Here is a 14,297-nt window from a genome sequence, read left to right as displayed (position 1 = left end):
ATTCATCTTTGAAAACTAACCTTGCTGTTGGTCTAATCAAAGAGATGCAGCATCTGTAGTATGCAGGTTATGACAACTAAGTCAGGAAGCATGCTTTTCTGGCAATAACCTTATGGTTTTGCAAGGAGGACAAGAATTATCCTTTGCTAACTATTCTTAATCTTATTTTAGCACTAGGATATCTCAATTAAAAATTGTAATAAAAATAAATAAAAAAAATATGCTTAGAACACTTATAAAAGTGTTTCTAAACATATTATACGAGGAGGAAGAAAAATGAAAATTACTAATATTAAATTAGGACATATATCTATACCATTAAAAACACCTTTTAAAACTGCATTGAGGACTGTAAATAGTGTAGAGGATGTGATTGTAAAGATAGAGACAAATACAGGCCATGTGGGTTTTGGAGAAGCACCACCAACTGCTGTAATAACAGGGGATACTACTGGTTCTATAATAGATGCTGTTGAAAACTATATTAAAAAACATTTAATAGGATTAGAAATAGAAAATATAGAGTATATAATGGCTAAAATTGATAGTGCATTAGTGAAAAATAGTAGTGCAAAGGCAGCAGTAGATATGGCCATTTATGATCTATATGGTCAGCTTTATAATGCACCTTTATATAAACTTTTAGGAGGGTATAGAAAAGAAATCATTACTGATATAACTATAAGTGTCAATGATTCAGAAGAGATGGCTAGAGATAGTATTGATGCTGTCAATAGAGGATATAAAACTTTGAAAATAAAGGTAGGTAAAAATCCTGAATTAGATATAAAAAGAATGAAGGCTATTAGAAAAGCAGTAGGATATGATGTGGATTTAAGAATTGATGCAAATCAGGGTTGGAAACCTAAAGAGGCAGTAAAGATTTTAAGAGATATGGAAGATGAAGGATTAGATATTGAATTTGTTGAGCAACCAGTTGCTGCTCATGATATAGAGGGATTAAAATTAGTTTCAGACAATATAAATATACCTGTTTTAGCTGATGAATCGGTTTTTTCTCCCGAAGATGCAGTGAAAATAATACAAAATAAGGCAGCAGATTTAATAAATATAAAATTAATGAAAACAGGAGGTATACATAATGCGTTAAAGATATGTTCTATTGCTGAAATATTTGGCGTAGAGTGTATGATAGGATGTATGCTAGAGAGTAAGATAAGTGTAACTGCCGCAGTACATTTGGCAGCTGCAAAAAAAATTATAACTAAGGTAGACCTAGATGGTCCTGTATTATGTGCCGAAGACCCTATAGATGGTGGAGCAATATTTAATGAATCACAAATTAGTTTGACTAACAAACCAGGAATGGGATTTGAAAAAATTAATGGAATAGCTTATATATAGATGATAAAAGGTCTTATTTGTTGAAATAAGGCCTTTTTATCTAATACAGAGATTGAATAAATATATTATAGATAATATAATGTTTAAATATAGGGCAAAACACATCATATCTTTATAAGTTTTAAATTAATTTAACCATAAAAAAACTCATAGTAGATAATGTGAAAAATACCAAAGTACATATTAGTAATGCAGTCAAAGCCTTAGATTTAAATGCTTTGAAATTCACTTTTAGTCCCATAGATATCATGGCCATCAGTATAAAAAAGCTGCTGGCTTTTTTTAGTATATAGACTAAATCTATTTTAAAGCCTTTTATAATAAAAGTAATAGGAAAAAAATTATAAATAGAATTAATCGTAAATATAATGCCTACTAAAATAAACAATAAGACATACAAAGGGAATCTGACACTTTTATTGCCATTAGGTTCTTTGGAATTATTAAAAATATAGCTTAGAACCATCGCCACGGGGGCTAATAAAGTAACCCTAGCCATTTTTACTATAGTACCTATTTCCATACTGATACTGTTAGTACCCCTTGCACCTGCTGCAGCTAATGCATGAGCAACTCCCTGAAGAGAGCTACCAGCCCAAATACCATATTGAATATCTGTTAATGGAAGGATATAGGTTAATAGTGAATATATTATTACACCTAATGCGCCTAGTAGACTGATAATGGCTACAGATATGGCTATATCATCTTCATCAGCATCTATAACTGGGCCCATGGCTACAATAGCTGAAGCACCACATATTGAGGAACCTACTCCCAGTAGAGTTGATAATTTAGAGTTGAGTTTTCCAAATTTACCCAAAATATTAGATAATATAAGTGCGGATACCACCATAATTATTACTATTAATACGATCCAAGGTCCTAGACTTATTAGATTATTGAAATTTAATTTTACTCCTAATAATACTATTCCCCATTTGAGAATTTTTTTAAGAGAGAATGTTATTCCTGATTCCAATAGAGGGTGAATACCTAAGATATTGGAAATTAAAATACCCAATAATATACCTATAGTCAGTGTTTCTATAAATCCTAAAAAATATTTGTTGATGGCCATAGATATTGCAGATAAGATTGCTACAAATAAAATACCTAAAATATTCTTTTTCAAGTCAAAACTCCTTTCGTTATTAAGTTACCATATAGGTATTTTATAAGTTTAATATGTATAAGTAAAATAATAATAAATGATGGATTTAATAAGCATTTAGTTATTATAGTCTAATGACAAAGATATAAATATAGTTAATAGTTTGTAGCTAGTATTAAATACTTCATTATACTTTCTTTTTTGCAAAGTCAATAAAATTATAAAATAAATTAGAAAGATATTTGTCCTTATGATATATCAAAGTCATATCTCTTAATATATTAAAATTATTTATAGATATACAATGCAAGAGGTTATTTTTCATTTCTTCAGTGACACAGCGTTTTGATATACAAGATATACCTAATCCTGCAATTACAGCTTTTTTTATTGCTTCAATATTACCCAATTCTAAGGAAACATTGTAATTAATATGTTGGGAATTCAATATAGATTCTACTATTTCTCTAGTACCACTACCTTTTTCTCTCATTATTAGCTTTTCATTTTCTAGTAATTTAGGGTCCAATGTATTCATCTTAGTCCAAGGATGATTACTAGGTAAAATAAAAATCAATTCATCAGAACAAAAATGCTCCACATGTATTTCATTGGAAGACACAGGACCTTCTACAAATCCAAAATCTATCTTGTTTTCCAGAACCATATGGGATATATGCTCTGTATTTTCTATAGTAATAGATATATCTACGTCTTTATACTGTTTTATAAAATCTCCAATTATATCTGTCATTATATATATGCCTATGGTAGTACTGGCACCAATTTTTAATTTTCCATTAATAGAATGGTTTATATCTCTTATTGTTTTGAATGCCTCTTCATGTAGGTTTAGTATTCTTCTGGTGTAATTAAAAAAAATCTCTCCCTCATGGGTTAAGTAAAGGGATTTACCAATTCTATCAAAAAGCTTTGTATCTAGGGAATATTCCAATTCTTTTATAGCTTGACTTATAGCTGGTTGTGACATATATAGGGATTTTGCCGATTCTGTCATATTTAGTTTTTTTGCAACTTCATAAAATATAGTCAATTTTCGTTCATCCATACTTTTACCTCCTCGTATTATATAGAATATCATATATATTTTTAAAAAAGAAAGTGTTAAGATATGAAGGGAAACAATGATATAGTATCGAATATATGTTCTTAAGGTTTGGAGGTGTTTTTTAAGTGATTAAATTTATACATACTGGAGATGTGCATATAGGTGTTGGTTCAAAACATAAGAATCTGTACAATAGGAATAAAAGAAGAATAGAGATAATGGAAACTTTTTTTAAGATAATAGATAGATGTCAAAATACGGATATTTTATTGATAGCAGGGGATTTGTTTGATGATACATATTGTACATTATCAGATATTAGAATGGTTGTAGATAAATTAAAGGATATAGAAAATACTAAAGTATTTATAGCTACGGGAAACCATGATCCATTAGTCAATAATTCTCTTTATGATATAGTAGATTGGCCACCGAATGTACATATTTTTAGTAGTACAGGTATTACTAAAGTGGATTTAGAAGATAAAAACCTTACTGTATGGGGTTATAGTTGGAGTAGTGGAGAAGAATATAGAAATCTAATAGAGGATATGGAGATTGGAAAAACAAATGATATCAATATCTTATTGATTCATGGAGATATCTTTGATAAAAACTCTAAATATATGCCATTAGATAAACGTGGGTTAAAAGAAAAGGGTTTTGATTATGTAGCATTGGGTCATATCCACAAGCATCAATTTATAGAGGACAATATAGCATATTGTGGAAGCCCAGAACCATTAGACTTTGGAGAACTAGGAGAACATGGAATTATAGAGGGTACATTAGGAAATAAATATAGTGATTTTAAATTTGTACCCTTATCTAATAGAAAATATATTATAGATGAAATAAAAATTAATGGTGATATATCATATACCGATATAATTGATAAAATATTAAGTTGTTATGAAGAAGAATCTAGAATGAAAAATTATTTTAGGATAAAGCTTGTAGGCACTAGAGATAGAGATTTGGATTTAAATGGATATGATTTAAATCATATCCTCAGTGAAAAATTTTATTATATAGAGATTAACGATGAAACTTTTCCAGATTATGATTTAGATGAAATGAAAAAAGAGTATTCAGGATCTATAATAGATAAATATATAAGAATTATGGAGAAAAAAGGACTAGAAAATCCAGTAGTAAAAGATGCTTTATATATAGGATTAGAAGAACTTTTGAGGGAAAAGGTGATATTAAAATGATAATAACTGAGTTAATCTTGGATGCCTTTGGTAAATTTTCAGGTTATAGAGTCCAATTAGGTAATGGATTAAATATAATTTATGGAGAGAATGAATCTGGGAAGACTACCATTCACAAATTTATAGAAGGTATGTTTTTTGGTTTTTTTAAACCATATGTAAAAACAAAGAGATATTTACCTATTTATAATAAATATTTTCCTTGGGGAAAAGAAAGATATACTGGAGTACTGAAATATAAATATAGAGGAGATAATATTAGAATAGAAAGAAATTTTATAAAGGGGAGTGATCAGGTAAAGGTATTTGATGATTTAAAGGGTGAAGATATTACTTATATGTGCGAGTTTGATGGGGTTACTAAGATAGCCAAGCCATCATCATTGCATATGAATATAAGTAGTTCTATATATAAAAATACTATAAGCATTGGTCAATTGACTACAAAAACAGATCAAAGTCTTGCTAGTGAAGTAAAAGATAGATTATTAAAGTTAGGTGGAAGCCTAGATGAAGAAATATCTGTAAAAGATGTATTAAAAAGATTAGACGATAGGATTGATAATATAGGAACAGAGAATAGAGTAAAAACGTCTGAATATGGTAAAAACGCAGAAAAGTTGACAGCACTTGAGAAAAGAATGAAAGAATCTTTAAATAATAATAAATTAGTAAAAGAGTATCAGTTAAAATTGAACAATGAGAAGGAACATTTAAAGTCTATACAGCAGGAAAAGGATAAAATTAAAGAAAAATTAAAGATATATGATATTATTAAATTGAAAGAAAAGTATATTAAGATTAAGGGTATAAATGAAGAGATTGAAAGGTTAAAGATTGAGTTACTAGACCTTGAGGGGTATAACAAATATAATGAAGATGATTATATTGATATGATAAAAATAGAAAACAAGATAGAGAGCCTATATGTGGAATTAAAGAGATATGAAGAACAATACAGTATATTGATTAGTAGAAAGGATGATATATATAATAAAATATCATCCTTGGAAGAAGAAATGGAAAAAGATAATATATGTTATATGGACAAGTTAGAAGAGACTGAGAAGATTATAAATAAGAATTCTAAGATAAAGATGTTTTTATCACAATTGTTTTTTATAGGGGTATTGATGGGAACATTTTTAAATACTTATCTATTTATAGTGTCTATATTATCTGGAGTTATAAATATTATTTTAAAGACTAAATTAAATAAAATAAAAAAAGAAAGAGATAATCTTAACATAAAAAAGAAAGAAATAGAGTCAAAGAATGATGAATTGTTAAATCCTCTAATTGCTGAAAGGAACATGATTGATGAAGAGATTTCCCAAAACAATAAAATTAAAGAGGAAACAAATATAAATATACAGAAATATAAAGACATGAGGAACAAAATACTTGAGGATAATGGAATAAAGAGTGTTACTGAACTTATAAAAGGGTTAAAATTCAAAGAAAGATATAAAGAAATAAAAGAAAGATTAATTAATAAGGAAGAGGTTTTAAAGTCCCTATTGGGAGATAATACAATAAATGATTTAATAGACAAAGTAGTTGAATACGAGAATATAAATACAGATGAAAAGATAGAATCTTGGGAAAGATTGAATACACAATTGGAAATATTACAAGGAGATATTGAAAATAAAAAGGAACAAGTAGGAATTTTAACTGAGAAGATAAAGGGATTATCTGAAAATATGGAACATCCATGGGAAGTAGGTCAACAAATAATAGAAACAAAAGAAAATATAAATCGATTTGAAAAGCAGATAGAGTCTTTGAATTTGGCTAGAAATACAATCAATGACATTTCAACAAATATGCAAAAAGAATATGCACCAAAACTTAATCAAAAGGTGTCAAATATAATAAATTATATAACCAAAGGAAAATATACAGAGGTAAAAATAACTGAAGGCATGAATATAAAAGTAGTTGATGAGAGGGAAAATAAAATAATAGATGTTAATAGTCTAAGTGAAGGAACTATTGACCAACTCTATTTTGCCCTTAGAATAGCAACTATTGACATAGTAACGGAAAATCGAAATTTACCAATATTTTTAGATGATGCATTTGTTCAATATGATGACAATAGATTAAAAAATATATTGAGATTTTTAATGGAAGAAAGTAAAAATAGGCAAATTATAATATTTACCTGCCAAAATAGAGAGAAAAAGTTTTTAGAGAAAGCTAATAGTAAATTTAATTATATAGAAATATAATTGCTTGTAAATAAGAGAGGTGTTTAAATGGCTATATATGGTATAGGAGATTTACATTTGGACCATACAAAGGAAAAACCTATGGGTGTATTTGGAGAAAACTGGGAAGACCATGAAAATAAAATTTTTGATAATTGGAAAAATACTGTATCTGAAAGTGATCTTATACTTATTCCAGGAGATATATCTTGGGCATTAAAACTAGAAGATGCCTATGAAGATTTACTTAGAATAGATAAATTACCAGGGACTAAGATATTGACTAAGGGCAATCATGATTATTGGTGGGAATCTAAAACTAAATTAAATGCATTAAATTTAGAAACTATAAACTATATTCACAACGATAGTTTTATCTATAATGGAATAGGGATTTGTGGTACTAGAGGCTGGGCAGCAAAGGACAGTGAAGAATTTAAAGAACATGATGAAAAAATTTTTAATAGAGAATTAAATAGACTTAAGTTGTCATTAGAAAGCCTAATAGATGATGTAAATAAAAAAATAGTAATGATTCATTATCCCCCATTCAATATGGATAAAACAGTTAATGAATTTGGAGATATGATGAGAAGATATAATGTAGATTTATGCGTATATGGTCATTTGCATAGTGATGGACATAAACATGCTGTAGAGGGAAATATAAAAGGGATAGAGTTTATATGTATATCAAGTGATTATATAGACTTTAAATTAAAGCATCTAATGGGTAATTAGATTATGGGAACATCCTTTTTCCATAACTATATCAATGGCACCAGTATCTTTCAAAAAACAATGTTTAATGTGTTTTAAGTCTTGAATACCCTTTTTTTGTAAAATATGTAATAACCATATGGAATCTTTTTTAATTATATTTAAATTTCTATTTATAATATTTCCTTCGTAGATAAGGGTTATAGGAAATTGGATTTTAGGGCGATAATTAAGTCTTAGTACATGTCTAATAGATATCTTTATATAAACATATGAGATTATGTATAAAATAAATATAATAAATGTACTAATGATGGCATTATTCTTCATAAAATAAATCTCCTTATTTTAAAGTATTATAATCTAATTATTACCATAAAAATATTTATTAATACATGGGAGTTGATAGTATGGGTAAAGAGTTGGAAGTTAAAGTGTTAAATATAAATAAAGATGAGATAATAAAGAAATTAGAGAGTATAAATGCAAAACTGATAAAAAGAGAACATCAAGTGAACAAGATATTTGATTTTGAAGATAGATATATAAAGGATAGTCATAAAGGATATATGAGAATAAGAGAAAAAATAGATTTGTTGAGAGATAAAAAGGAGTATATACTGACTCTAAAAAAGAATGTATCAAATGATGGAGTGAGGGAGAATATAGAAATAGAAACTAATGTAACAGACAGTGGGTCACTGGAGAAGATATTACTCCATTTGAAATTGAAAAAGGTACATCAGGGTAGCAAGGAAAGAATATCATATACATTAGATGGGATATTATTTGAAATAGATACATGGGATAAAGATACATATCCAGAGCCTTATCTGGAGATAGAGGTGAAAGATAAAAAAGAACTAGACAGAGCAATTAAAATATTAGATTTAAAAAAAGACAATGTTACATCTAAGTCTATAGGCCAATTGAGAATGGAAAAAGGTCTTAGTGATTTATAAAAAAGTCGTCGAAAGACGATTTTTTTATTTAAAATAAAAGTATTCAAAAAATTTCAAAAAAACATTGACAGGAAAACGATTTTATTTTATCATATACTTAAACATGAATCCTGATTCATGTTTCATGTAAATATAAAATTTAAAGGGGGTTATATTATGAATGCTGACAAAACTAATACTATCATAATATTAATTACTACAATATTATGGGCAGTGATTACTTTTTTAGGATGGACTGGTCATTGGCTAGTGGGAATGTTTTTAGGAATACCATTAATGCTTTTATATATGGTATTAGGGTCTAGCAAGAAAGGGAAATTTGATAAAAGGCTATTGACTTATCCTATGATGCCCTGGGTTATATTGTGGGGAATAAGTTTTTATTTGTCTTATTATTATGGAAGTATTTTTGCGGGAAAGATTCCAAATTTCACTATTTTAGGGTTTCATCCATCCTTTGCATGGACTATCCTAACTTATTGGATAGGGGGAGTTATTACATTGACTATTGGATTTATAGTGAATAAGGATAAATGGTTAAGTGATATAGAATGGCAAGAATTTAAATATAAGATAAATGAAATAAATACTAAAGAAGGGGGTAAAGCATGATGGAATCACATGTTAAACTTATGATTATATCTTTTTCATTTGCTATGATTGTGATCTCATTTCTTATAGGATGGTGGGCTAAAAAGAGAGCTAATACAGTGCAATCATATTTCGGAAGCACAGGATTATTTGGTCCATTCGCAGTAAGCCTTTCTACAATGGCGGGGGTAGCTAGTGCATTTGCTTTAGTAGGAGTACCAGGCATTATATATTCGACAGGGAATACAATGTCATTTTGGATGTTATCTTCTTGTGCATTCGCAATGGCATATTTAATATTAGGGAAAAAAATAAGGGGAATGGCGGAAGTAGGAGAAGTAGCTAGTTTAGGAGATATATCTGATTTGAGATTTAATAACAATAGAATTATAAAAGGGCTAATGTCTGTAATACTATTTATAGGCTGTATAGCATATCTTGCTTCTCAAATAAAAGCAGGTTCAGAGCTTTTTAGCCATCTATTGGGTTGGAATCCGATAGTCACAGGGTTTGTTATTTTTGGGATATTGACTGTATATACTGCTTTAAGTGGAGAGGTCGGTGGGTTGCTGACTCAAGCCTTCCAAGGTCTAGTTATGATAGCAGCAGGATTAATAATGATAGTTGCATTTTTTTCTATAACAGGTGGATTTAGCTCAGTTATAGAGGTAGTATCTAATGCAGGAACGATAACTGATGGCAATATAACTAAGACATTCAATTCAGACTTTATGAATGCCTGGGGGATTTTGCCTGGTTCCGTTGCTATGACATGGATGTTAATACCAATATTAGGAACGGTGGGTCAGCCCCAGGTTTTAACTCGAATGTATGCATTGAAGGACCCGAAGGACATGCCAAAATTAGGACTATATGCTGGCATAGCACATATGATTATAGGATTTATGGCAATTATAATGGGATATGGAGCATTATATTTAGTAGGAAGTGGATCTATTCCACCCCTTGAAAATGGAGATGCAGCTATATTTGCATTTGCTGATTATATAGGAGTATATGCTCAGCTATTTGTTTATGCAGCAGTTCTTGCAGCGGCAATGTCTTCGGCAAGCATGTTTCTGTCTTTATCAGCAAATATAATATCTAGAGATTTACCCAGTGCCCTTGGATACACATTTACTTCTGAGAAACAAATTAAAATATCTAGAATAACTATCTTCATATTAGGAATATTTGCCATATTATTTTCGTTAACCAGTGGAGAAATGGTGGCTATTTTAGGGACATTTGGTTGGGGGACATTAATGTCAGCTACTTTTCCTGTATTTGTAATAGGATTGCTATGGAAGAAAGCTAGTAGTCAAGGAGTGCTAAGTGGTTTAACAGTAGCATTAATTCTAAATATAATTTCACTGATATTAACTAGAACAGGATTTCAGTGGCCAGGAGGTATGCCATGGTATGTAAACGTAATAACAGCATCCATAGTAGTAACTGTAGTAATATCTTTATTCACTAAAGGTTCTACAGAAAATGAGATGGATAAGAAGGTGGAGATGGTTATAGATTTATAAAAATGGAACGAATATAAGGATCTAATAGAGGTATTGCAATGGTTACATATAGTTGTAGATGGATCCTTGTAGTTTTAATAAATTAGAGGGGGTAAGTTTAAATGAAAGTTATAGGAATTTGTGGTAGCCCAAGAGAAAAAGGAAATACTGAATTTTTCATACAAACAACATTAGATAAATTAAATAATAATGGTGTTGAAACTGAGTTAATAAGATTAAAGGGAAAAAATATTTCAGGGTGTAATGGCTGTTATAGATGTGTTGAAAAAAAAGAATGTGTCATAGAAGATGATTTTCAAGAGTTATTTCAAAAGATGATGAGTGCAGATGGTATATTACTAGGTTCACCAGTATATCATTCATCTATTACTCCTAAACTTAAAGGATTATTGGATAGAGCTGGTTTTTTAGGACGATGGGTTGCTAATGAAATGAAGGATAATAATAGTGGCTATCAGTGGAAAGGAAGTGCTTTTTCAGGTAAATTAGTAGCACCTATAACAGTAGCTAGAAGAGCTGGCCAAAATTTCACATTTGCTCAATTGTTATTGTGGGCAACAGTTAATGATTGTATAGTTGTTGGGTCAAATTATTGGAATGTAGGTGTGGCAGGAACCAGTGGAAAAATAGATGCAGAAAATGACATAGAAGGTATAGGTATAATGGAACATTTAGCGGATAATATGACATATATATTGAAACAATTTGAAAAATAATTATCTAAATAAAGGGGGAATTTATATGATTAATAATGGTTGGATAGGAAATTATTCGTATTTTAGATCAAGAATATCTCCTCATAAAGAGGCAATATACGATTTAGACAATAATCAATCATATACTTATGAAGACATGGAAAATAGAGCTAATATTCTTGCAAACTATATGAAAGATAAATTAGATATAAATAAAGGAGACAGGGTGGCTTTTGTTTCTAGAAATTCTATAGAACTTTTTGATGCTTATTATGCTACGGGTAAAATAGGTGCAATACTTGTACCTTATAATGCCAGATTATCGGCTAAGGAGTTAAAATTATTAATAAACAAAGAAACACCTAAGGTGTTATTTTATGAGGAAGTATTTAAGGATGTAATAGATGAATTAAAGAAAAACACTAATGTATCTGAATATATAGTACTTAATTATGGAGATATAAGCGATAAGGATATCAATTATAAAAAAATAATGGATTATGAGAAAAATACATTTATTTATTGTGAAGATTTGGATTTTGAAGATACTCATTTAATAATCCATACTGGTGGAACTACAGGATTACCTAAAGGAGCAAAGATATCCCATAGGGCAATGCTATTTAATTCTATGAATGAGATAATCACATGGGGTATCTCTCATACAGATAGTGCTCATTTGCTGTTACCATTATTTCATACTGGAGGATGGAATTTACTTACATTACCATTGCTTCATGCTGGAGGTAGGTTAATAATAAATAAGCAATTTGATCCAAAGCTATCTTTGAAGATTATAAATGAAGAAAAACCTACATTTATATTTGGAGCAGCTACGATATTTAGAATGATGATAGAATTGGATGAATTTAAATATACTGACTTTTCTTCTGTTAAATGGATAATGGCAGGAGCAGCACCTACTCCTATTAATATAATGAGAAAATTCTGGGAGAAAGGTGTAAGATTTGTATTGGGATATGGTATGACAGAGGCAGGACCCAATAATCTTACAGCACCGGCTGAGTTTATGAATATGGATGATATAGAAGAAAAGCATGGTTCAGTAGGTAAACCTATGTATTTTACCTTAGCTAAGATAGTTGATGATGAGGGTAAAGAAGTTAGGCAGGGAGAATCTGGAGAATTGGTATGGAGTGGACCTCAGGTGTTTTCAGGTTATTGGAATAATGAAGAAGAAACAAAAAAGACATTTAGAAATGGCTGGGTTTATACAGGAGATATGGCTAAAAAAGATGAAGATGGTTTTTATTATATAGTCGGTAGAAAGAAAAATATGTATATAAGTGGAGGCGAAAATGTCTTTCCACCTGAAATAGAAAGTATATTATATGAGATACCTGAAATACATGAAGCATGTGTAATAGGAGTTCTCGATGATAATTGGGGAGAAGTAGGAAAGGCAGTTGTTTCTATAAAACCAGATACCTCTATAGGCAAAGAAGAGATAATAAATTACTTGAGAACAAAACTAGCTCACTATAAAGTTCCTAAATATGTGAAATTTATAAAAGAATTGCCAAAAAATAATGTAGGCAAGATTGTAAGAGCGGAAGTTATAAAACTTTATGGAAATCAACAGAATTGAGGAAGGGGACTATAATATGGCTAAAAATGATATTGTAGGGATAAAAAAAATATCTATGTATGTTCCACAAGGTATTCATGATAGTAAATATATAGCAGAGAAATCAGGAATACCTAGAGACGTAATAGAAAATAAATTTGGTATATTAAAAAAACACAAAGCAGCACCTAATGAGCAAGTTTCCGATATGGCAGTAAAAGCAGCACTAAAAGCTATAGAGGGTATAGACCCTATGGATTTGGATCTTGTTGTTTATTGTGGCAGTGAATATAAAGACTATTATCTATTTAATCTTGCAGCACGAGTACAAGATGTGATTGGAGCCAAAAATGCCAATGCATTTGAAATACATTCTTTATGTTCAGCTGGGGTATTATCTTTAAATGTATTAAAAAGCATGATGCTTTCAAATCCAGATATAAATAGAGTGCTTTTGGTTACATCATCTAAGGAAACAGACTTAATTAACTATGAGAATCAAAGATCAAGATTTATGTTTAATTTTGGGGATGGTGCAGCAGCAGCACTTTTAGTTAAAGGATATGAATGCAATAAGATATTATCAACACATATGATAACTGATGGAGACTTTGCATATGATGTAGCATCATATGGAATAGGTTCCATAAGTTACTATAAATACTCTGTATTAGATTATGATTTGAGAAATCTTGATGTAAGGAATCCAAAGTCAATGAAGGAGAGATTAGATCCTGTAACATTAGATAATTTTTGTGATGTAATAGAGAAATCCGTAGAGAAAAGTGGATATAGAACAGAAGACATAGATTTTATAGCACCTATATTTATGAAGAGATCTATTTTAAATCATATACTGGATAGATTTAATTTAACAGAAGAAAATTCTTTTGTATTGGAGAACTATGGACATTGTCAATCAGCTGATGCCTATATATCTATATTAGAAGCTCAAAAACTAAATAGGATAAAGAAGGGGGATTTAGTAGTAATGCTTGGTGCAGGAACAGGATATACTTGGGCTGCAACCACAGTAAAATGGGGATAAAAATTAATTCTAGTTAGTTTATTTTAAAATAAATATAAACAACAGTTAATAGTTGTAACTACTAACTGTTGTTTATTAATTAAAAGGAGGATAAAAGAAGTGAAACTAATAGGACCAATAATAGGAATATTGGCATTAATATTTGCGTATTACAAGGCTATTTCTATTAACAAAGTA

General features: G+C 29.6%; 13 protein-coding genes. 10 read left to right on the top strand and 3 right to left on the bottom strand.

Features of this window, described 5'->3' with window-relative positions; translation table 11 throughout:
- Nucleotides 1–276: 276 nt before the first annotated feature.
- A complete protein-coding gene (locus Q326_RS0113705; protein ID WP_026895903.1) occupies nt 277–1,365 on the top strand; it encodes a dipeptide epimerase in 1,089 nt (362 codons plus the stop codon).
- Between the two features lie 121 nt (nt 1,366–1,486).
- Here Q326_RS0113705 and Q326_RS0113700 read toward each other — a convergent pair whose 3' ends face one another.
- Together Q326_RS0113700 and Q326_RS0113695 are read right to left on the bottom strand one after the other, a co-directional pair.
- Nucleotides 1,487–2,500 (bottom strand): YeiH family protein, encoded by a 1,014-nt coding sequence (locus Q326_RS0113700; protein ID WP_026895902.1) that lies wholly within the window; start codon nt 2,498–2,500, stop codon nt 1,487–1,489.
- A 166-nt stretch (nt 2,501–2,666) separates the two neighbouring features.
- A complete protein-coding gene (locus Q326_RS0113695; RefSeq protein ID WP_026895901.1) occupies nt 2,667–3,548 on the bottom strand; it encodes a LysR family transcriptional regulator in 882 nt (293 codons plus the stop codon).
- 125 nt (nt 3,549–3,673) lie between these two features.
- Between Q326_RS0113695 and Q326_RS0113690 the strand changes: the two genes are divergently transcribed.
- From Q326_RS0113690 to Q326_RS0113680, 3 genes are read left to right on the top strand one after another with little or no spacing between them, the layout of a single operon-like run.
- Nucleotides 3,674–4,765: a metallophosphoesterase family protein gene (locus Q326_RS0113690; RefSeq protein ID WP_026895900.1), complete on the top strand. Its 1,092-nt coding sequence runs from the start codon at nt 3,674–3,676 to the stop codon at nt 4,763–4,765.
- On the top strand, nt 4,762–7,002 hold the full coding sequence (locus Q326_RS0113685; RefSeq protein WP_026895899.1) for an ATP-binding protein: 2,241 nt from the start codon (nt 4,762–4,764) through the stop codon (nt 7,000–7,002). The genes Q326_RS0113690 and Q326_RS0113685 overlap by 4 nt, the downstream gene beginning before the upstream one ends.
- Nucleotides 7,003–7,029: 27 nt before the next feature.
- Nucleotides 7,030–7,722, top strand: coding sequence for a metallophosphoesterase (locus Q326_RS0113680; RefSeq protein ID WP_026895898.1), 693 nt, complete (start codon nt 7,030–7,032; stop codon nt 7,720–7,722).
- On the opposite strand, the gene Q326_RS0113675 is transcribed toward Q326_RS0113680, so the two are convergent.
- Nucleotides 7,708–8,031 carry a YetF domain-containing protein gene (locus Q326_RS0113675; RefSeq protein ID WP_026895897.1) on the bottom strand — a complete coding sequence of 108 codons (324 nt, stop codon included), beginning with the start codon at nt 8,029–8,031 and terminating at the stop codon, nt 7,708–7,710. The genes Q326_RS0113680 and Q326_RS0113675 overlap by 15 nt on opposite strands.
- Nucleotides 8,032–8,111: 80 nt before the next feature.
- On the opposite strand from Q326_RS0113675, the gene Q326_RS0113670 reads away from it, so the two are divergent.
- The 6 genes from Q326_RS0113670 (at nt 8,112) to Q326_RS0113645 (ending at nt 14,120) form a co-directional block, all read left to right on the top strand.
- Nucleotides 8,112–8,663: a class IV adenylate cyclase gene (locus Q326_RS0113670; RefSeq protein WP_026895896.1), complete on the top strand. Its 552-nt coding sequence runs from the start codon at nt 8,112–8,114 to the stop codon at nt 8,661–8,663.
- Nucleotides 8,664–8,819: 156 nt separating this feature from the next.
- Complete coding sequence (locus Q326_RS0113665) at nt 8,820–9,275, top strand: hypothetical protein (protein WP_026895895.1); 456 nt, start codon at nt 8,820–8,822, stop codon at nt 9,273–9,275.
- Nucleotides 9,272–10,789, top strand: a complete 1,518-nt coding sequence (locus Q326_RS0113660) for a sodium:solute symporter family transporter (protein WP_026895894.1) — start codon at nt 9,272–9,274, stop codon at nt 10,787–10,789. Before Q326_RS0113665 ends, Q326_RS0113660 begins: the two co-directional genes overlap by 4 nt.
- A 101-nt stretch (nt 10,790–10,890) precedes the next feature.
- Nucleotides 10,891–11,505, top strand: a complete 615-nt coding sequence (locus Q326_RS0113655) for a flavodoxin family protein (RefSeq protein ID WP_026895893.1) — start codon at nt 10,891–10,893, stop codon at nt 11,503–11,505.
- A 25-nt stretch (nt 11,506–11,530) separates the two neighbouring features.
- The gene (locus Q326_RS0113650; RefSeq protein ID WP_051531502.1) at nt 11,531–13,093 is read left to right on the top strand and encodes an AMP-binding protein; all 1,563 of its coding nucleotides are present in this window, start codon (nt 11,531–11,533) and stop codon (nt 13,091–13,093) included.
- A gap of 16 nt (nt 13,094–13,109) precedes the next feature.
- A complete protein-coding gene (locus tag Q326_RS0113645) occupies nt 13,110–14,120 on the top strand; it encodes a 3-oxoacyl-ACP synthase (protein WP_026895891.1) in 1,011 nt (336 codons plus the stop codon).
- The last annotated feature ends 177 nt before the right edge of the window (nt 14,121–14,297 follow it).

It is taken from the genome of Clostridiisalibacter paucivorans DSM 22131, from assembly GCF_000620125.1.
Taxonomy (GTDB): Bacteria; Bacillota; Clostridia; order Tissierellales; family Clostridiisalibacteraceae; genus Clostridiisalibacter; species Clostridiisalibacter paucivorans.
Note: the sequence above shows the minus strand (reverse complement) of the source record. Positions and strands in the feature narration are given on the sequence as shown.

Bases quoted from the DNA above. Each gene is read 5' to 3' on its own strand.
- Q326_RS0113705 (WP_026895903.1), top strand. From the start codon at position 277: ATGAAAATTACTAATATTAAATTAGGACATATATCTATACCATTAAAA.
- Q326_RS0113695 (WP_026895901.1), bottom strand. From the start codon at position 3,548: ATGGATGAACGAAAATTGACTATATTTTATGAAGTTGCAAAAAAACTA.
- Q326_RS0113685 (WP_026895899.1), top strand. From the start codon at position 4,762: ATGATAATAACTGAGTTAATCTTGGATGCCTTTGGTAAATTTTCAGGT.
- Q326_RS0113680 (WP_026895898.1), top strand. From the start codon at position 7,030: ATGGCTATATATGGTATAGGAGATTTACATTTGGACCATACAAAGGAA.
- Q326_RS0113675 (WP_026895897.1), bottom strand. From the start codon at position 8,031: ATGAAGAATAATGCCATCATTAGTACATTTATTATATTTATTTTATAC.
- Q326_RS0113670 (WP_026895896.1), top strand. From the start codon at position 8,112: ATGGGTAAAGAGTTGGAAGTTAAAGTGTTAAATATAAATAAAGATGAG.
- Q326_RS0113665 (WP_026895895.1), top strand. From the start codon at position 8,820: ATGAATGCTGACAAAACTAATACTATCATAATATTAATTACTACAATA.
- Q326_RS0113660 (WP_026895894.1), top strand. From the start codon at position 9,272: ATGATGGAATCACATGTTAAACTTATGATTATATCTTTTTCATTTGCT.
- Q326_RS0113655 (WP_026895893.1), top strand. From the start codon at position 10,891: ATGAAAGTTATAGGAATTTGTGGTAGCCCAAGAGAAAAAGGAAATACT.
- Q326_RS0113650 (WP_051531502.1), top strand. From the start codon at position 11,531: ATGATTAATAATGGTTGGATAGGAAATTATTCGTATTTTAGATCAAGA.
- Q326_RS0113645 (WP_026895891.1), top strand. From the start codon at position 13,110: ATGGCTAAAAATGATATTGTAGGGATAAAAAAAATATCTATGTATGTT.